This is a genomic window from Collinsella sp. AM38-1BH (assembly GCF_003467545.1).
Taxonomy (GTDB): domain Bacteria; phylum Actinomycetota; class Coriobacteriia; order Coriobacteriales; family Coriobacteriaceae; genus Collinsella.
In genome coordinates this window covers 16,994-34,822 of sequence record NZ_QSHC01000007.1, presented here as the reverse complement: position 1 = coordinate 34,822, position 17,829 = coordinate 16,994, and the positions used below count along the sequence as shown (strand labels likewise).

The window sequence follows — 17,829 nt, the reverse complement described above, 5'->3', positions numbered from 1 at the left end:
GCTAGCGCAGCTGGGCGTAATGGTTGTAAATCGTAATAGCCGTGGGATAAAGATAACGCCCGGACTGGATCACGTAGACCAGACCCTGCGCAAAACAGGAGAAGAACAACTCGTCAAGCGTCGACTCCCCCACCATCTTGCGCAGCGCGATGGCATAATCACCATGGCGGTTGGGCTCGATGGCATCGGCCACAAAGACCACCATATCGAGCGGCGTCATGTCGCAGGCGCCAACGGTGTGACGGTCGACAGCCTGGAAAACAGCAGGCGACAACTCGGGGAAAAGCTGCGGAAGCTCATAGGCGGCAACAGGACCATGCAAAAGCGGCGTCGCGGCGGAAGGAGAGCCGGCAATCTTAATGCCGTAATGCAGAGCGCGCGTAACCAGCTCGTCGTCGGAGAGCACTTTGTCCCAGTCGTGGATCAGACCGGCAGCAGCGGCATCAAAGCGGTCAACGCCGTAGACCTCGGCCAGATGAAGTGCGGTCTCGGCAACACCCAGCGAATGCACATAGCGCTTGCGCTTATCCTTCATTCGAACATCGAGCAGCTCTTGAATGCGCTTGAGCAGCGCGTGCTCATCGCCCTCAAACTGATCCTCTACCGACAACGTAGACCCCCATCACTCAAAATCTTCTTGGCCCAAATCGGCATATAGCCTGCGTTTGCGAATGTAGCCGAGCACGGACTCGCTCGTAAGATAGCGCACGCTCATACCGCGGGCAACTCGCTTGCGAATGTTCGTCGAGCTGATCGCCAGCGCCGGAATCTGAATATAGCGCACGTCGAACGGCAGCCCCGACTCTTTGATTCGGGCACGCGCCGTATCGATATCAAAGCCCGGTCGTGTCGCCGCAATAAAGGTAGCAAGCTCAGCGATTCGTTCGGCATCATGCCAGGTCACAATATCGATAATCGCGTCGGCGCCCGTAATAAAGTAGAGCTTTACCTGCGGCGGGTAAAAGTCGCGAAGGGCATGAAGCGTATCGGCCGTATAGGTTACGCCCGGACGGTCGATCTCGAACCGGCTCGCCAAAAAGGCCGGGTTCGCGGCGGTGGCGAGGACCGTCATGGCGTAACGGTCCTCGGCAGGCGTCACCGGCTTGTCAAGCTTAAAGGCAGGAGAGCCCGCCGGCATAAAGAGCACAGCGTCCAAGTCGAGCGACTCGCGCGCCTGCTCGGCGGTCACCAGGTGCCCGTAATGGATGGGATCAAAGGTGCCACCCATAATGCCAAGCCTAAACTCCTGCCCGTCCTCTAGAGGAAGCTCGGGCAAACCGATTCCACCGCGCAGCGACATGGCTTACTCGCTCTCCGAGGTCTCGGCATCGTCCGCGGCATCCGCCGCATCAACAACCTCGACGCCCTCATCCGCAGCATCGGCCACGTCAATGGCCTCAACGGCAACGTCCTCGCCAGCATCCTCGAGCTCCTCGTACTCCGAGAAGTCCTCGGCGCCCTCAAAGTCAAAGGCGCGCTGGCAAATGCGGACCTCGTCGCCCGCACGGCAACCGGCCTTCTCGAGCGCGTCGTCAACACCCATACGCGCAAACTTATGCTGCAGGTAAATAACGGCTTCCTCGTTTTCCCAGTCGGTCTGGATGACCATGCGCTCGATGGCACGACCGACCACGCGGAAGGCACCGGGCTCTTCCTGGACAATGCGGAAACGCTTCTCACGCTGCAGGCGGCGGCGCTCCCACTCATCGTCGCGCAGGTCGACCGGTTCATCGGAGACCGCCAGCTCGGCGCGGAGCTTGGCCACCTGCTCACCTACGGCAAGCAACAACGTATTGAGACCGGCGCCCGTCACGGCAGACACGGCAAAGAACATATGTCCATCGTCGAGCGCTGCGCGCTTGAGGTCGGCAATCTTATCGGCCGTGCCCGGCGCGTCGCACTTGTTGGCGACAACGATCTGCGGACGCTCCGAAAGCTCGGCGCCATACTGCTCGAGCTCGCGGTTGATGATGCGATAGTCCTCAACCGGATCGCGATCCTCAAAACCGCCCGTCATGTCGACGACATGCATGATCAGGGCCGTACGCTCAATGTGGCGCAAGAACTGGTGACCCAGGCCCTTGCCTTCGCTCGCGCCCTCGATAAGACCGGGGACGTCGGCAACGACATAAGAATATTCGCCGGCACGCACCATGCCCAGATTGGGCACGAGCGTGGTAAACGGGTAGTCAGCAATCTTGGGGCGGGCGGCACTCATGCGTGCAATGAGCGATGACTTACCCACCGAGGGAAAGCCCACGAGTGCGGCATCGGCCATAAGCTTCATCTCGAGCTCAATCCAGTGCTCCTCTGCCGGTTCGCCCAGCTGAGCAAACGCGGGCGCGCGGCGCACCGACGTCACAAAGTGCGTGTTGCCCAAGCCGCCGGCGCCACCAGGGGCCACGACAACGCGCTCGCCATCGTGCACCAGATCGGCAATCTCGAACATCGGGGTCTGCGTCTCGGGGTCGAGCTCGCGCACCACGGTACCCATAGGGACCTTGAGAATCAGGTCCTCGCCGCTCTTACCGTTACGACGGGCACCCTGCCCGTGCGTGCCGCGCTCGGCGCGGAAGTGATGCTTAAAGCGGTAATCGATCAGCGAAGACAGCTGAGCATCGGCCTGGATGACGACATTGCCGCCACGACCGCCGTCGCCGCCATCGGGGCCGCCCTTGGGGACAAATGCCTCACGCCTAAACGACATGCATCCGGCTCCGCCGTCGCCGCCGCACACGTTAATGCGGCTGATATCGGTGAACTGTGACAACAGAATCGCCTCCTACAAAAAAGAGGGAGACCCTTGAATCCTAAAACTCAAGTGCCTCCCACATATGTGCTCTATGAAGGGTGAATTACGCGTTCGCGAGCGGGCGTACGCTGACCCTGTGCTTGATACCCTTGTGGAACTCAACGGTACCGTCGACCAGCGCGAACAGCGTGTCGTCCTTGCCACGGCCAACGTTCTCACCCGGGTGGATGTGAGTGCCGTGCTGACGGACGAGAATCGTGCCCGTGGTTACCGTCTGGCCGGCATAGCGCTTCGTGCCAAGGCGCTGACCGCGGGAGTCACGGCCATTACGGGAGGAACCGAGTCCTTTTTTGTGTGCCATTGTGTATACCTACTCTTTCGTTACGAGTGTAATCTACTCGGCGACGGGAGCCTCGGCAACAGCCTCGGCCTCTGCCTTGACAGCCTTCTTGGCGCGGGACGTAGCCTGGACCTTCACGATCTTCAGCTTGGTGAGCTGCTGACGGTGACCCTTCAGACGACGATAGCGCTTACGCTTGTGGAACTTGAAGACCAGCTGCTTCTCGCCCTTGAACTGCTCAACGATCTGAGCGGTAACCTTGGCCTTGGCCAGCTTGTCGGGATCGGTGACGATCTTCTTACCATCGTTGAGGAAGATAACCGGCAGGGTGACCTTGTCGCCCTCATTGCCCTCGATCTTCTCGACGGTGATGACATCGTCGGTGGCGACCTTGTACTGCTTGCCGCCCGTGTTAACGATTGCGTACATGTTTACTTGCCCTTCATGCATCAGTTAGTGCAACAGCCGAATATAGTAGCAGGCGAAAATACCCCCGTCAACGAGTATGTGGAGCAAATCCACAAGTTCGCACAGGTATGGGGCTGACGAGTCGGCCCTCGTCGTCCTCGCATGCTTGATTCTGACGCTCGACATCGTAGGAGCAGATGGTCACGAGGTCTTGCATACCGGTGGAAACAATAGGTGCATCCACGCCCGGGGTCAAGCCCTGCAACAAAACATCAGCAGCGGAAAGCAAAATTTCCGGACGCATGGAGCCCTCGTTGTCGGCATGGGTGTCGAGCATGAGCACCAAATGGTCCGGGCGCTCCCCCGCCGTGAGCTCATAGCCCACGAGCGTGTGATCCAAATCCAAGCGCTTGCTCTTTTTGCCGCGCGCGTAGTCGATGCTATGGTCCGCGCGCAGCGTGTCAATCGCACGACGCACCTCGTCGGCGCTTACGGGCGCCTCGGGATCCAAGTGCAGGTCGATGCGATACGACAGACGCGTGAGTTGCGCCGTCAACGCCGGCGTGCGCACGTCGATGTACGCCGCCTCGATGGGCGCCAGATCGGCCGGAGACGCCGCAGCTAGGCGCCCAAACGCCTCGTCGAGCGCCACGAACTCGGTCATAAACAGGTCATACCACTCGCAGATCGACGACGTACCCACCGGTAGCGCCGAAGAGAAGCCCACTCGCATGTGCGGAGAGAAGCCCTGCGTGACGGCATAGGGAAGTCCCGCACGGCGCACGATGCGCTCAATGGTATGGATTACTTCGAGATGGCCCAGGTACTTAAGGCGATCGCGCTTGCCATAGCGAACACGAAGTCTAAAGAGCGTGGGGTTGTCGGTCAGGCGCTCACTCATGCGCGATCACCCATCAATACATTCTTGGCGTGGAGCGTGGGGCAGATTCCGCAGCCGGTGCACGACGTGCGGGTGCAGTCGGGAGTCGTGACACCCTCGAGCGAGCGACGGTACTCGCGCTCGAGGAAGCCGCGCGTGCAGCCGGGGCTCACATGCTCCCACGGCAGACGCCAGTCCAACTCGTAGGGCAGGTGCACGAGCTCATTGAGGTCGATGCCGTTTTTGGCAGCAGCCTCCTTCCAGTTATCGAGCGAGAAATGCTCTACCCAGGCGTCAAAGCGAGACCCCGAGCGCCAAGCATCGATGATGACGGGCGTCATGTCACGACCGGCGCGGGAGAGCGCGGCCTCGATGAGCGAGGTCTCGGCATCGTGGTAATGCACGCGGACGGCACGGTTGCGAACGCTCGTGATGAGCAGCTTCTGGCGACGCTTGACGTCGTCGTAGTCGAGCTGCGGGCACCACTGGAACGGCGTGGCAGCCTTGGGGATAAAGACCGAAACCGAGATGGACACCGAGATCGAGCCGCGACGAGCCTTGGGCACCACGGAACGACCGAGCTCCAGCACGTGATCGGCCAGATTGGCGATGGCCACGATGTCCTCGTCGCGCTCGCCGGGAAGGCCCATCATAAAGTAGAGCTTCATGCGGTTCCAGCCGGCCTCGAAGGCCGCCTTGGCCGCACGGTCCAGGTCCTCCTCGGTCACGTTCTTGTTAATGATGTCGCGCATGCGCTGGCTGCCGGCCTCGGGCGCGAACGTCAGGCCGCCCTTCTTTTCGCCGGCGACCGACTCGGCCATATCCACGCCAAACGAATCCAAGCGCTGCGACGGAATAGACACGCGAATACCCGTATCCTCCAGGCGACGGTTGAGCCTGCCGAGCACGTCACGAATGCAGGAGTGGTCGGTCGTGGAGAGCGAGGTCAGCGACACCTCGTCATAGCCGGTCTTTTCCAGACCCTGAATCACCGACGAGACGATCTGGTCGGCCGAACGCTCGCGCACCGGGCGATACGTCATGCCGGCCTGGCAAAAACGACAGCCGCGAGCGCAGCCGCGCAGAATCTCGATAGACAGGCGGTCGTGAACCAGCTGCGCATAGGGCACGCACGACTGCGACAGCGGATTCGTGGCGCCGAAATCCTCGACGACGCGCTTGTAGACCACGGCCGGAGCATCCTTGCCCTCGCGCGGCACGGTGTAGCCATGCGGCGAGCAGAGCTCGTCGTGACGAACCTCATAGAGCGACGGCACGTAGTTGCCGGCAATGGATGCAAGCTGCTCAACAATCTGCGCGCGCGGGACTCCTTCGTCGCGCAGGCGCCGATGCAGCTGGCAGGTCTCGAGCAGCGATTCCTCGCCCTCGCCGATGAGGATGGCATCGAAGAAGGCCGCGTACGGCTCGGGGTTGTACACCGAGGGGCCGCCGGCGATGATGATGGGGTCGTCTTCACCTCGGTCGGCCGCCAACAGCGGAATGCCAGCGAGATCGAGTGCCTCGAGGAAGTTCGTCACCGCCATCTCGTGCGGCACATGCAGACCGACGATATCAAACGAAGCAACGGGGGCAGCACCTTCGAGCGACAGCAGCGGAATGCCCGCCTCGCGCATGGCGTCACCCATATCGGGCCACGGCACATAGCCACGCTCGCAGGAGATGCCCTCGGCCTGGTTAAGGATGTTGTAGAGGATGGCGATGCCCTGGTTGGGCAAACCAACCTCGTACACATCCGGGTAGATCAGGCAGCAACGGTAGTCGGCATCGGCCTTGGAAAGCGTGCCCCACTCGTGATCGATATAGCGGCTCGGCTTTTCGACCTTGGCGAGCAGCGGCTCAATTAAATGAAAGCAGTCTTGATACGGAACGCGCAACAGAAAACCCCTAAGCAGCGAGATCGGATGCGTCTTGGTAGGACGCCATAGGACGGGTAGCGCCCGCGACCGTGGTCACCAGATCGCGAACGCGGGAGAACGTGGCAGTGACCACCTCGTTGGCACGGCTGTAGTCGACATCGCGCTCGTAGAGCGAAACAAGCGCACGGCCCATGCCATAGGTGCCCGCGGCAGCAGTGAGCGCCTTAACGGCAAACCCAATATGCGGCGTCTGCTTGACGAGCGCGCGGGTGACCGCGCGGATCACAAGACCGCCGGCAAGCACGCCCGCGACCTCGTAGCCGCGCTCAGGCTTAATGCCGCGTCCAAAGACGGCAGCGAGCTCAAAGAGCATGCCCACCTGCGCCAGCGCCATAACGGGATAATCGGCGCCCGGCAAAAACACCAGCGCACCGGTCGCCATATTGGTGAGCGCGCACGAGGTGATGATACGATTAGCTGCCGCGATGCGCATAAAGGCAAAGTTCGCCGCAAAAGCCGTTTCCTTGTCGGTGCGATCGAGAATCCAGCGGGCAAGCGTCTCGAGGAGATACGTCTTATCGGTTGCCGCCACCACGCCGAGCATGGGCGTGGACTCCTCGATAAACGGCACCTCCACAGCAGACTCGGCAAGCACGCACACGGGCGCGCCGGCGATCACGAGCTCCTGCACGGCACTCTCCAGGCGGTCGGAACCACACGAGAGCACCAGTACCACATCGGTATCGGTCTTTGGAGCAATTCGCTCCTCCCCCAGACGCTCGACGCGCACAATGCCCGAGGTCGCCTGCGGCACAAAGGCGTCACGCACCGTCTCAGCAAGAAAGCGCGAGGCGGACGAATCCAGATAGACCGAGACGCGCACCGGCGTATCGGAATCCTTCTTAACGGACGCGCCCATCTTAAAAGCGCGGGTCAGCTTATCTACGGGAATTTTCATAGCAAACCCCTCCAGCGGTTACGCGGCGCCCGAACGATGCCGCCATATAGATTGTACGATACCCACCGTCAGCAGCTGAATCATCATCGAAGACGAACCGAAGCTAATAAACGGTAGCGGAATACCGGTAATCGGCATCATGCCGATGCACATGCCGATGTTTTCGAAGGTCTGGAACGCCCACATGCCAACGATGCCCACACACGATAGGCGCAAGAACAGCGACTCACACTTAAAGGCGACGCGAATCGTCGAAAAGATCAGCAGCACGTAGAGGCACAGGAGCAAAAAGGAACCGCAAAAGCCAAAGGTCTCGGACAGGAAGGCGAAGACGAAGTCGGTGTGGAACTCAGGCAGAAAGCCGCCGGCCGACTGCGTCGCATGGCCCAAACCCTTACCAAAGAAGCCGCCCGAGCCAACGGCGATAAGCGACTGCTGCAGGTTGTAGGCATCGTCCGAATCGGCATTATCGGGGTCGATAAAGACCGTCAGACGGTTCATCTGATACTGCTTGATGAGCACATCGTGGCCGAGCAACGAATCAAAGACCGAATCGAGCGCCAGGACGAGGGCCACCAGGCCCACGAGCAGGGCCAGGGTCGACAGCACCCATTCGCGGCGTGCACCGCTCATACAAATGACGATGGCGCCCGAAACCAGCACGACCAGGCCCGAGCCCAGGTCGCCCATGGCAACGACGGCCAAAAACGGAATGGACAGAATGCCGCAGAGCTTGACGTAGTCGCGAGCGGTATCGATGCGACCGTTATACTGCGAGCCAAGCGTAGCAATAAAGAAGATGGTGATGAGCTTGGCAAGCTCAACCGGCTGGAATGTCAAGCCGATAGCGGGAATCTTGATCCAGCCCGTCATGCCCAGACCGCCCGTATAGGACAGACCTGGAATCTTGGGCGAAAAGATCACGATCAGGTCGATGACGAGCAACGCCGTCGAGAAATTGGAAATACCGCGCAGGTCGGTACGCCAGACGAGCACCGCCAGCACCGCCCCGATACCAATTCCCAGCAGATGGCGTGAGAACGAGGCATCGGCCTTAAACTGCGAAGCCGACCAGATAATGATGGCACCGTAGGCGACGAGCGCCACTGTAGCCACGAGCACACCGATATGCACCTTTTGGCGAAACGTGCCGCGCGAGGCCGAAAGTTGCTTGTTGACGCGGTCCAGGCTGCTGCGAGAGCCGGTCTTGGTTGAACGGAACAGATCCGCCGGAGAAAAATCCATCGCAACCTCCTATCGAACCGAAGAATCGCCCGAGGCCGAAGAGGTATCGGGCTCGTCATAAATCACGCCGAGCACGTCGCGCACGACATGCATCGCGGTATCTGAGCCGCCGCCGCCCTGCTCCAGGACAGTAGCGATGACATACTTGGGGTCATCGGCCGGTGCATAGGCGCAGAACCACGCGTATTCGTCCTCGCCGCTTTTCTCGCCCGTGCCCGACTTGCCGTATACCTGCGGCGTCAGGGTGCCAAAGTGAGCCGCCAGGGACGTCGATGCCGTGTAAATCACGTCGTGCATGCCGTTGCGAACAAGAGCCAAATCCGAATCGCTGTTAATCTTGGCCTCCAGGCGCTTCTTCTTGCCCTTGCCGTTGTACTTATAGGCATCGCCGTCGCCATCGCGCGACACGGCAGACAAAAACACGTGAGGCACGTACTGTTTGCCGCCGTTGGCAAGACCCATATAGGCGCACGCCATCTGCAGGGGCGTCACCAGGATGTCGCCCTGGCCGATAGCAATGTTGGTCATATCGCCGGCATTCCACTTGCGGTCCTCGGCAGAGGCGTCGGTGAAGTACGACTCTTTCCACTCGGCATCGGGAATACGGCCCGCGCCCTCACTCGGCAGATCGATACCGCAGGTCTTGCCTAGACCCCAGCGACGAAAGACCTCCTGCAGGCCCTCGGGATGTTGCTCGTCATAGAAGAACGCCTTGCCCATGTCGTAGAAGACGGGGTCGCACGAGTTGGCGATACCCGACTGCAGCGTCATGGTGCCGTGGCCAGACGTCAGCCAGCAGCGCTTGCCCCAAGCCTTGCCCAGGCCCGTCCAATAGCCCGTGCAGTTGGTTGTCTGCGTTGAGGTGTAGGTTCCAAACTCAAGACCGGCCAGTGCCGAGAGCGGCTTGATGGTCGAGGCCGACATGTACTGTCCGCTAATGGCGCGGTTGAGCAGCGGGTGCGAACCCTTGTCATCATTGAGCTCGGTCCACACGTCATTTGAGACGCCGCCGATAAAGACGGACGGATCGAACTTGGGCTCGCTCGCCATGCCCAGGATCTCGCCATTGTTGGGATCGAGGCACACCACAGCGCCGTTGCCGGCATTGCTGTAGCCAGTGGTCTTGGCAAGCTCGATAGCACTCGACAGTGCCGTCTCACAGGCCTGTTGGATTTTAAGGTCGAGCGTGAGCTTAATGTCGGAGCCGGCCTTCGCGGGCACCGCGCCGGCCTGACCGGTCACATTGCCCGAGGCATCGACCTTGACGGTCTGCTCGCCACGAATACCCTGCAGCAGGTTTTCGTAGTAGCTCTCAACGCCCGCCTGGCCCACGATATCGCCCGACTGGTACGTAATCCGGCCAGCAGAAGCATCATCATCGCCAGAGGTTTTCTTATTCTGGGCCTCGAGCTGCTCTGAGGTAATGGTGCCGGTATAGCCCAAAATGTGACAGGCCGTCTCGCCGTACGGGTACTGGCGCTCGGTACGCTCGGCAATCTTGACGCCCGGGAACTCGCCGGCGTGCTCCTGAATATAGGCGACCGTGGAGCGACGGACGTCCGTCGCGATGGTATGCAGGCTCTGGGCGCCCTCGGAATTGTCCTGGATATTGCGCAGAACCGCCACGTAGGGCATACCGAGCACGTTGGCAAGATGGCGAACCAGAACCTCATCCTCGGCAAGATCGCGGTAGGCCACGACAGCAAGTGAGGGACGGTTCTGGACAAGCGCCACGCCATTGCGATCGAGGATGCGGCCGCGCACAGCGGGTGTGGTAACGGTGCGAGTCTGATTGCTATTAGCCTGCTTCTCGTAATAGTCCGACGAGACCATCTGCATGCCCCACAGCTTGACGGCAAGCGCCGCAAACATCGCGCCCACACCCGCGGTGAGGATGGAAAAACGGCCCTTAAAGGCGGTCGCCGCGGTATTGCCCTCGCCCTCGGTGGCGCGCGGGGCCGTTCCATGCTGCGTATCGTAGGTAAAACGGGAATCGCCCCGACGCATGATGACCAGCGCGACCACGATGGCCACGACCAGCACGACACCGGCGATAATAACCGTCATCTGGGAAGACATCTACGGGCCTCCCCTATTTGAGCTTGCGGGTCTTGGGCTTAAAGCGCATACCCGTCTGGCGTCCGCCACGTGCGGAGAATCCATAGCCGGACTGCGGCACGACGCCGGACATCAAAAATGGAATGGCAACCAGACCCGTCAGGATCGAAGACGGCAGCGCATGACCGAAGATCGCCACGACAAAGCTCGTCTCCAAACCCATAAACAGCAAGATGATGCTGTAAATCACATTAATGACGAGCGCGAAGGTGCCCACCGTGATGCCGCGCGCACTCGGGGTACCGCCCGTCTGACCGGCGGCGCTATGCACCAGGGCAAAAGAACCCACGGTCAGCAGGAGCGACATAACGCCCACCGGCACGGCAGCGGACAGGTCATAGAACAATCCGCTGCAAAAACCGCACGCGACGGCACGGGTCGGGTCGCCCGAGAACACACTCAGGCACACAAGAATAATCATAAAGTTGACGCGACCGCCCGCAATGGAGATCTGCGGTGCGAGGCCTGCCTGCAGCAGCACGCACACGATGGCGGCGATTACAAACGTGCGGGAGCTCATCCCCTGCTCGTGTAGATCCATGGACATGCCCCCTATTCGCTCGAGCCGGAATCGGTCGTCTCGGACGTGTCGGAACTGTCATCCGAGCTCTCGTCCTTCGTCTTGGTCGCAGCATCGCGCGACGTTCCCTGCGGCGTGCTGTTGGCCGTGCTCACATCCTCATCCGAGGCCGACTGTTCGTCGGTCAGCGAGGTAATGACCAGCACTTCCTCGTTGTTCTCGGCCGTGGTCTGAGCGCGCACCACAATGGTGTAGTACACGTCGTTTGCCGATTTCTCGACCGACGAGACGGTGCCGAGCGGTAGACCCTTAGGGAACACACCGCCAATGCCCGAGGTTACGATGATGTCGCCAACCTTAACATCGGAGTCGACGCTCACGTACTCAAGGCGCAGGGTGCCGTCAGCCTGACCCTGAAGCATGCCCTGGGCGCGCGTGTCCTGCACCATGGCGGACACGCCCGAGTTCTCGTCGCCAATCAGGCGCACGGTGGACGTCTTTGCCGAGACCTCGATAATCTGGCCTATGACACCGGCAGAACTCGTCACAGGCATGTTGATGGTAAGACCGTCGGCAGAACCCTTATCGATGGTGACGGTCGAGGTCCAGGCATCGCCCGAAGCGCCGACGATACGAGCTGCGGTTGATTTGAGGTTGTAGGTCGACTGCAGGCCGACCAGCCCCTCCAGTCGCTCGGCGGTCTTTTGAGCCTCGGAGAGCTCAGCAACCTTAGAGGTCAGTTCCTCGTTTTGCTTCTTAAGCTCGTCAAGCGTGTCCTGCGACGCCGTAAGGTTAGAGAACACGTTACCGATCGCATTGAAGGGAGCCGCCACAGCCGAGCCCACAAAGCGCACCGGCGAGGTAATCGTCGTCACGCCCGAGCGCACGGCATGAATCGGTCCTGCCTCGCCCTCGCGGATGTAAAACGTGAGCAGCAACACCGAAATCAGGCTGAAAACAATCAACGGGCGCATACCCGTTGATTGTCGCTTGGTATTCAGATTTGTGGAGAAACCCGAAGATCGTGCCAAATGGAATCCACCTTTTGGAAATTAAGCATTGGTCTGGACGAAGCCGCCATCAAACGCATTGGCCTCGAGCACGCGGGCACAGCCGTTAACAACGTTATCGAGCGCCGTGGGGCTGACGTTGACCGAAACGCCGGTCTCATCGCGCAGGCGCACATCGAGACCGCGCAGCAGCGCGCCGCCACCGGTCAGCAAAATGCCATAGTACATAAGGTCCGAGGCAAGATCGGGAGGCGTAGCGTCGAGTGCGTCCTTGACGGCCTTGGCCATCTCGTCGAGCGGCTTGTTGAGTGCGCGACGAATCTCCTCGCTCTCGATGCGCACGGTCTTGGGCAGACCGGTGATCACGTCGCGGCCGTTGACCTCGACGTCGAGCTCATCCTTGAGCGGCACGGCGGAGCCGACCTTGATCTTGATGTCCTCTGCCGTACGCTCGCCGATGGCCAGGTTGTAGGCATCGCGAACGTGCGTGAGGATGGCCTGGTCGAACTCGTCGCCGGCAATACGGATGGACTGCGAGACGACGATGCCGCCCATAGCGATAACGGCGACCTCGGTGGTACCGCCACCGATGTCGATGACCATGGAGCCGGTGGGCTCCTCGACGGGCAAGTCGGCGCCGATGGCGGCAGCCATAGGCTCTTCGATCAGATAGGCCTGGCGGGCACCGGCCTGGATCGTGGCCTCAAAGACAGCGCGCTTCTCGACCGACGTGACGCCGGAGGGAACGCAGACGACAACACGCGGACGCGGAGTCCACGGATAGCGCTTCTCGGACGCCTTGTCGATAAAGTAGCGAAGCATGGCCTCGGTAACGTCGAAGTCGGCGATGACGCCGTCCTTCAGGGGACGAACGGCCACGATGTTGCCGGGCGTACGGCCGAGCATGCGCTTTGCCTCGATACCGACCGCCAGGATGCGCTCGTCATTCTTGTCGATGGCGACTACAGAGGGCTCGCGAATGACGATGCCCTTGCCGCGCACGGAGACAAGCGTATTGGCGGTGCCGAGGTCGATGGCAAGATCGCCCGCATAGCTACCGAAGAACATATCCATCAAAGAAAACAACGCAACTCCTGATGTGTTGGATGATTGCTGGAAAACTACTAGCTCATCATACTAGCGCAAGCCCGGCACCTCACTTGCGGTGAAGCGCCGGGCAAAGCTAAATCCCATAAGGTCACTACTGGTTGTCAGCAGCCGAGAAATCCATATCGAGCGAGGAAACGGCCCAGCCGATATGGTTGTCGGAGCGCACGAATTTGACGGTGTACTCCTGCTCGCCGCCCTTGGACAGCGATGCCTTCACCTTGGCGGTCGTCTCGGTCATGGACTGATCCATGCCCTCGACGGACACGGTGGCACCCTGCGGAATTGAGGAGATGATCATCGACTTGGCGTCCTCGGACAGGTTCGAGGCCAGGCAAGACTCGGCCTTTGCGGCGTCACCGTCGCCGGCAGCCTGGAACAGATCGGTAACGACAGACTCCTGAGACGGGAAGCCAAAGCCGCGCGTGTAGGCAAAGCCCAGACCGCCCGCGGCGATCAAAATGAGCAGAAGCAGCACGATGAAGACTTTGAGACCCGTGTGGCGATGGCGGCGACGAACCTTGGCCTGTTTACGATCCTGACGGTCCTGCTGGACCATCTCGGACTCGGACAGCGTAAAGAAGCCGGTGTCCGAGGGATCGGGCATAAACTGACCGGTCGCGCCCGTAGGATCGAGCGGATCGACGGCGGGAGCGTCCATCGCGGGCGCCGGAGCCGTGGCCATAGCCGTCTGGGCAGACAACGCGGCAAGCGAATCGTGCACGCGGGCAAGCTCGTCGGCCTGCTCGGAGGTGAGCTGATAGATGCCATCGGCAGTAGCGGCGTTAAAGGCGTCGAGTGCGTCGGAGGGACGGCCGGCGGCAGAAAGCGCCTGACCCATGCCGGCGTTGAGCGCACGCGTGTCATCGCGGGGGCCGGCAAAGTCGATAGCCGTGCGGTAGGTCTCCACGGCATCCGCGGGACGGCCGAGCTTAATGAAGCAACGACCGAGCTCGCCGAGTGCGGCGGCAGGAGCCGGATTGGCGCCGTCGATGGCAGCCTGACGGAAGGCGGTTCCCGCGTTGGCATAGTCGCCCGACTGGAACAGCGCATTGCCCAGGCCCAGATAGGCCTTAAACGGCGTGGCATAGGAAGCATCCTGCGTAGCGGCAGAGAACGCCTGGGCGGCCGTCGTGTAGTCACCCACGGCGGCGAGCGCCTTGCCGCGGTTGGTGAGCAGCGCGCCGCGCTTGCCGTAGGTGCCGTCGTTGAGGGCGGCGGCATAGGCCTCGGCGGCCTCGGCATACATGCCCAGGTGCATCAAGGCGTTGCCACGAAGGTGGTCGGCCTCGCCCATAATCTCATCGGGAGTCTTTGCCGCCCCAAGCATCTGGGCTGCAGCGGAAAAATCACCCGCGCGGTAAGCGGCGCGGCCCTGTTGGATCAGCTGGCTATTCAAGGAAGTCCCCTTTACTCGTGAACGATCTCGACATGGACGATCTCGTCGCCGGCACGCAGCTGCGAAATCACGTCGAGACCCTCGACCGTGGTACCAAAAACGGTGTAACCGGAATCGAGGTTATGCTGGGCACCCAGGCAGAAGTAGAACTGCGAACCCGCGGAATCGGGATCCATGGAACGCGCCATGGCAAGGGCGCCATCGACATGGCTGTTGCGCGGATTGGTGGCAAACTCGCCCTTGATGCAGTAGCCGGGGCCACCGGTACCAGGCATGCCGTCGGGGCCCTCAAGACCGGCAGCGACGTCGGCGCCGGACATGTCGCGAGTATTGGGGTCGCCGCCCTGGATGACAAAACCGGGCACATAGCGATGGAACTTAAGGCCATCATAGAAACCCATCGTGGAAAGCTCGCAGAAGTTCGCGACATGAATGGGAGCGCCCTCGCCGTCAAACTTGACCTTGATGGTACCCTTCGACGTCTCGATTACGGCGCACTCGTCGCCGGCAAGCTGATACTCGGGCGTGTAGAGCTCTTTCTTAAAACCAAACATGTGGTTCCTTCCTCGTGCGTTTAAAGCATATTTGTACGAATTGTAGCAATAAGCACGGGTTTACATCAATTGCGCACGTAGGTTATGCCGACTATGGCGAACTAATTTTAGGAACGCTGCTGCGGCTTCCAGGAACCCACATTGGCATCGTACTGGTTCAGCGCGCTGTTGCCGCCCTGCGCGATGGGCGCCAGGATCTCGCTTTGGTGGGAACTCATCGACTCGCCATCGGGAATGGCCAGCGAGATATCCCAGCTCTGGCAGATCACGTCGACGCGCTCATACATCCACTCGGCAAGCTGCTTTAAGTGGGCGATGTCATCCGCATAGACCGTATCGTCCTGTACTTTCAGGTTGTTGAGCTCATCTTGCGTCTTTTTGATCTGGTCGCGCAGGGCGTAGGCACTCTGCGACAGCTCCTGACGGGTGGACAGCGGCGTTCGGAGATAACCGTTGTTAAAGGAATCGATGACCTCGCCGATCTGGTCCTCGTCAGCGTAGGACACGATGGTCTGATACAGACCGTCGAGCCTGGTATAGAGCTGATCATCGGTGAGCACGGTTTCTTCCTGAACCACCTCGGCAGAATCGCCCTGCTTGGTATCGTCCTCAGTCGCCTCGCCCTTTTGACGCGTGGGGAAGGTGGTTTGTGCAGCTTGGCCAAACTGGTCGTAGAAGCCAGGCATAACACCCATGGGATCGGTCGTCACGAACCAATAGGCACCACCGCACACGACGGCAAGGACCGCGATGATAATGAGCGGCTTGGGAATATGACGCTTATGCTTGTGATAGGCGTCCTCGTCGGGGTGCACCTTGCGCTTGGGTTTTTGAGCATCGTCATGCAGGGAAACGGGCGTGGGAATATCGACCTTGGGGATACCGAAATCCTTATCGAAAGCTGGCAGCACGCAGGTCTCATTGGGGTCGGCGGCGTCCGAAAGCACCGCAGCGGCAGAGGCCGGCGCATGCGGCACCTCGGTATCGATCTGCTCTTGCGTTAGGCGCGGAAAGCCCGCCGTGCGGCCCGCTGCCAGGTCGGATGCCGCCGCATCCTCGGAGAGGATACCCGGAGCGGGGCGTCCGCATTTGGGGCACGTACGATCATGCGGAGAAAGACGAGCACCGCAGCCCTCACAGAACACGAACTCGGTGTGCTCGGGACCATCGCCCGGACCCACATAGGCGTTGCAGTAGGGGCAGAACGAGGCGCCGTCCTCGATAGTCTTAAGGCAATGCGGGCAGATCACGGCATCCTCTTTTCGAAGCAATTCAAATAATCGAGGTTAGAGCATAACATCGCCACGGCCCCACAGGAGCAAGGCACCAATTCAACATCGCCAGGGCGCGTAGTTACTTCTTCTTTTTGCTCGGCATCGAGACTTTGATGCCTTGGGCGGACTTGGTCACGCGGGAGCGCTTGGCGCCGCTACCCTTCTTTTTCTTGGGCTGGGCCTGGGCCACGCCCTCGAGTGCGCGGGCCTCGGCCTCGCGAGCGGTGCGATCTTCGCGGCGCTGCGCCATGTCGGCGGCGACGCGCTTGGCAAAACGCTCCGCCGTCGAACCCGTCGAGCTCACCTTGCCGCCACCGCGACCCAGGTGGACGCGCACACCGCGTCCAAAACCAGTTGCGGCATGACGACGACGCGGCTTGAGCGAATCCATCATCGTGGCGAGCTTAAAGAACACCGAGCAGGTAAAGACCACGATGACAGCCAAGATAACCATCTGGCCCATCGACAGGTTGGCAATAGACAGCAGCTCCGGGAATCCGATAACGCCCACCAAGATGCCAGCGACTACAAAAACAAAGAGCACCACGCGCAAGGGCGTGAGAGGCTGCGAGATGCGCCAGATCAGGCTGACGCTCGCCGCGCACGACGTAAGCAGGCACATCGTAGACAGCGTGAGCTGGCTAAAGCCAAACACGCGCGCCACAAAGATATCGAGCGCCGCAGCCAAAATGACCGCAATCGACGCCGGCAGTGCACGCTTGAGCACGTTGGTCAAAAACGCACCCTTCACGCGAGCATTGTTGGGCTCCAGGCCCAACACAAAGCCCGGCGCGCCGATGCAGAAGAAGTTGATGAGCGTCATCTGAATCGGCTCGAAAGGGTACGGCGGCAGCGCGATGCACAGCGCCGCCAGGCCCATCGAGAACAGCGTCTTGGTCAAGAACAGCGAAGCCGAACGCTGCAGGTTGTTGATGGAGCGACGGCCTTCGGCCACCACGGCGGGCATCGAGGCAAAGTCGTTGTCGACGAGCACGATCTCGGCCACGTTGCGCGCGGCATCGGAGCCGGCCGCCATGGCGACGGAGCAGTCGGCCTCCTTGAGCGCCAACACGTCGTTGACGCCGTCGCCCGTCATGGCCACGGTGTGCTCGCGGCGCTTGAGCGCCTGCACGAGCTCGCGCTTCTGCTGCGGGGTCACACGACCAAAGACATGGTAGCGGTCCACTGCGGCATCGAGCTTGGCCGGCGTATCGAGCGTCGTGGCGTCCACATAAGCGTCCGCCCCCGGCACGCCCACCACGCGCGCGATCGACGACACCGTACGCGGGTCGTCGCCACTGATCACGTTGAGGGTCACGCCCTGCTCGTTAAAGTAGCCGATGGTCTCGGCCGCCGAGGTACGAATCTCGTCGCGGATGGTCACAAA

General features: G+C 60.8%; 17 protein-coding genes. All 17 read right to left on the bottom strand.

Features of this window, described 5'->3' with window-relative positions; all coding sequences use genetic code 11:
* Position 1 precedes the first annotated feature (1 nt).
* Positions 2 to 535, bottom strand: a complete 534-nt coding sequence (gene yqeK / locus DW870_RS04355; protein WP_199409670.1) for a bis(5'-nucleosyl)-tetraphosphatase (symmetrical) YqeK — start codon at positions 533 to 535, stop codon at positions 2 to 4.
* Between the two features lie 87 nt (positions 536 to 622).
* The gene (gene nadD / locus DW870_RS04350; protein ID WP_055285119.1) at positions 623 to 1,300 is read right to left on the bottom strand and encodes a nicotinate-nucleotide adenylyltransferase; all 678 of its coding nucleotides are present in this window, start codon (positions 1,298 to 1,300) and stop codon (positions 623 to 625) included.
* Positions 1,301 to 1,303: 3 nt separating this feature from the next.
* Entirely contained in the window at positions 1,304 to 2,770 is a 1,467-nt protein-coding gene (gene obgE, locus DW870_RS04345) for a GTPase ObgE (RefSeq protein ID WP_199573599.1), read from the bottom strand.
* A gap of 85 nt (positions 2,771 to 2,855) precedes the next feature.
* Positions 2,856 to 3,113 (bottom strand): 50S ribosomal protein L27, encoded by a 258-nt coding sequence (gene rpmA, locus DW870_RS04340; RefSeq protein WP_006236075.1) that lies wholly within the window; start codon positions 3,111 to 3,113, stop codon positions 2,856 to 2,858.
* Positions 3,114 to 3,146: 33 nt separating this feature from the next.
* Positions 3,147 to 3,521 (bottom strand): 50S ribosomal protein L21, encoded by a 375-nt coding sequence (gene rplU / locus DW870_RS04335; protein ID WP_035138585.1) that lies wholly within the window; start codon positions 3,519 to 3,521, stop codon positions 3,147 to 3,149.
* 67 nt (positions 3,522 to 3,588) lie between these two features.
* Complete coding sequence (locus tag DW870_RS04330) at positions 3,589 to 4,401, bottom strand: TIGR03936 family radical SAM-associated protein (RefSeq protein WP_117876974.1); 813 nt, start codon at positions 4,399 to 4,401, stop codon at positions 3,589 to 3,591.
* Positions 4,398 to 6,275, bottom strand: a complete 1,878-nt coding sequence (locus DW870_RS04325; protein ID WP_117876972.1) for a TIGR03960 family B12-binding radical SAM protein — start codon at positions 6,273 to 6,275, stop codon at positions 4,398 to 4,400. Before DW870_RS04325 ends, DW870_RS04330 begins: the two co-directional genes overlap by 4 nt.
* A 10-nt stretch (positions 6,276 to 6,285) precedes the next feature.
* Positions 6,286 to 7,215: a YcjF family protein gene (locus tag DW870_RS04320; protein ID WP_117876970.1), complete on the bottom strand. Its 930-nt coding sequence runs from the start codon at positions 7,213 to 7,215 to the stop codon at positions 6,286 to 6,288.
* Between the two features lie 18 nt (positions 7,216 to 7,233).
* On the bottom strand, positions 7,234 to 8,460 hold the full coding sequence (locus DW870_RS04315) for an FtsW/RodA/SpoVE family cell cycle protein (protein ID WP_117876968.1): 1,227 nt from the start codon (positions 8,458 to 8,460) through the stop codon (positions 7,234 to 7,236).
* Positions 8,461 to 8,469: 9 nt separating this feature from the next.
* A complete protein-coding gene (mrdA, locus tag DW870_RS04310; protein ID WP_117876966.1) occupies positions 8,470 to 10,539 on the bottom strand; it encodes a penicillin-binding protein 2 in 2,070 nt (689 codons plus the stop codon).
* A gap of 13 nt (positions 10,540 to 10,552) precedes the next feature.
* Positions 10,553 to 11,119, bottom strand: a complete 567-nt coding sequence (locus DW870_RS04305; protein WP_117735138.1) for a hypothetical protein — start codon at positions 11,117 to 11,119, stop codon at positions 10,553 to 10,555.
* An 11-nt stretch (positions 11,120 to 11,130) separates the two neighbouring features.
* Complete coding sequence (mreC, locus tag DW870_RS04300; protein WP_082421788.1) at positions 11,131 to 12,072, bottom strand: rod shape-determining protein MreC; 942 nt, start codon at positions 12,070 to 12,072, stop codon at positions 11,131 to 11,133.
* A gap of 78 nt (positions 12,073 to 12,150) precedes the next feature.
* Complete coding sequence (locus tag DW870_RS04295) at positions 12,151 to 13,182, bottom strand: rod shape-determining protein (protein WP_006236061.1); 1,032 nt, start codon at positions 13,180 to 13,182, stop codon at positions 12,151 to 12,153.
* Positions 13,183 to 13,309: 127 nt separating this feature from the next.
* Positions 13,310 to 14,614 carry a tetratricopeptide repeat protein gene (locus DW870_RS04290; protein WP_233547388.1) on the bottom strand — a complete coding sequence of 435 codons (1,305 nt, stop codon included), beginning with the start codon at positions 14,612 to 14,614 and terminating at the stop codon, positions 13,310 to 13,312.
* An 11-nt stretch (positions 14,615 to 14,625) separates the two neighbouring features.
* Entirely contained in the window at positions 14,626 to 15,168 is a 543-nt protein-coding gene (locus DW870_RS04285; protein ID WP_006236059.1) for a peptidylprolyl isomerase, read from the bottom strand.
* A 107-nt stretch (positions 15,169 to 15,275) separates the two neighbouring features.
* Complete coding sequence (locus DW870_RS04280) at positions 15,276 to 16,418, bottom strand: zinc ribbon domain-containing protein (protein WP_158551271.1); 1,143 nt, start codon at positions 16,416 to 16,418, stop codon at positions 15,276 to 15,278.
* A 103-nt stretch (positions 16,419 to 16,521) separates the two neighbouring features.
* Positions 16,522 to 17,829, bottom strand: a 1,308-nt coding sequence (locus DW870_RS09485) for an HAD-IC family P-type ATPase (RefSeq protein ID WP_233547387.1), incomplete at its 5' end; no start/stop codon positions are given.

Coding starts and splice junctions, on each gene's coding strand:
- yqeK (WP_199409670.1), bottom strand. CDS start 535: ATGAAGGATAAGCGCAAGCGCTATGTGCATTCGCTGGGTGTTGCCGAG.
- nadD (WP_055285119.1), bottom strand. CDS start 1,300: ATGTCGCTGCGCGGTGGAATCGGTTTGCCCGAGCTTCCTCTAGAGGAC.
- rpmA (WP_006236075.1), bottom strand. CDS start 3,113: ATGGCACACAAAAAAGGACTCGGTTCCTCCCGTAATGGCCGTGACTCC.
- rplU (WP_035138585.1), bottom strand. CDS start 3,521: ATGTACGCAATCGTTAACACGGGCGGCAAGCAGTACAAGGTCGCCACC.
- DW870_RS04330 (WP_117876974.1), bottom strand. CDS start 4,401: ATGAGTGAGCGCCTGACCGACAACCCCACGCTCTTTAGACTTCGTGTT.
- DW870_RS04320 (WP_117876970.1), bottom strand. CDS start 7,215: ATGAAAATTCCCGTAGATAAGCTGACCCGCGCTTTTAAGATGGGCGCG.
- DW870_RS04315 (WP_117876968.1), bottom strand. CDS start 8,460: ATGGATTTTTCTCCGGCGGATCTGTTCCGTTCAACCAAGACCGGCTCT.
- mrdA (WP_117876966.1), bottom strand. CDS start 10,539: ATGTCTTCCCAGATGACGGTTATTATCGCCGGTGTCGTGCTGGTCGTG.
- DW870_RS04305 (WP_117735138.1), bottom strand. CDS start 11,119: ATGGATCTACACGAGCAGGGGATGAGCTCCCGCACGTTTGTAATCGCC.
- mreC (WP_082421788.1), bottom strand. CDS start 12,072: ATGCGCCCGTTGATTGTTTTCAGCCTGATTTCGGTGTTGCTGCTCACG.
- DW870_RS04295 (WP_006236061.1), bottom strand. CDS start 13,182: ATGGATATGTTCTTCGGTAGCTATGCGGGCGATCTTGCCATCGACCTC.
- DW870_RS04285 (WP_006236059.1), bottom strand. CDS start 15,168: ATGTTTGGTTTTAAGAAAGAGCTCTACACGCCCGAGTATCAGCTTGCC.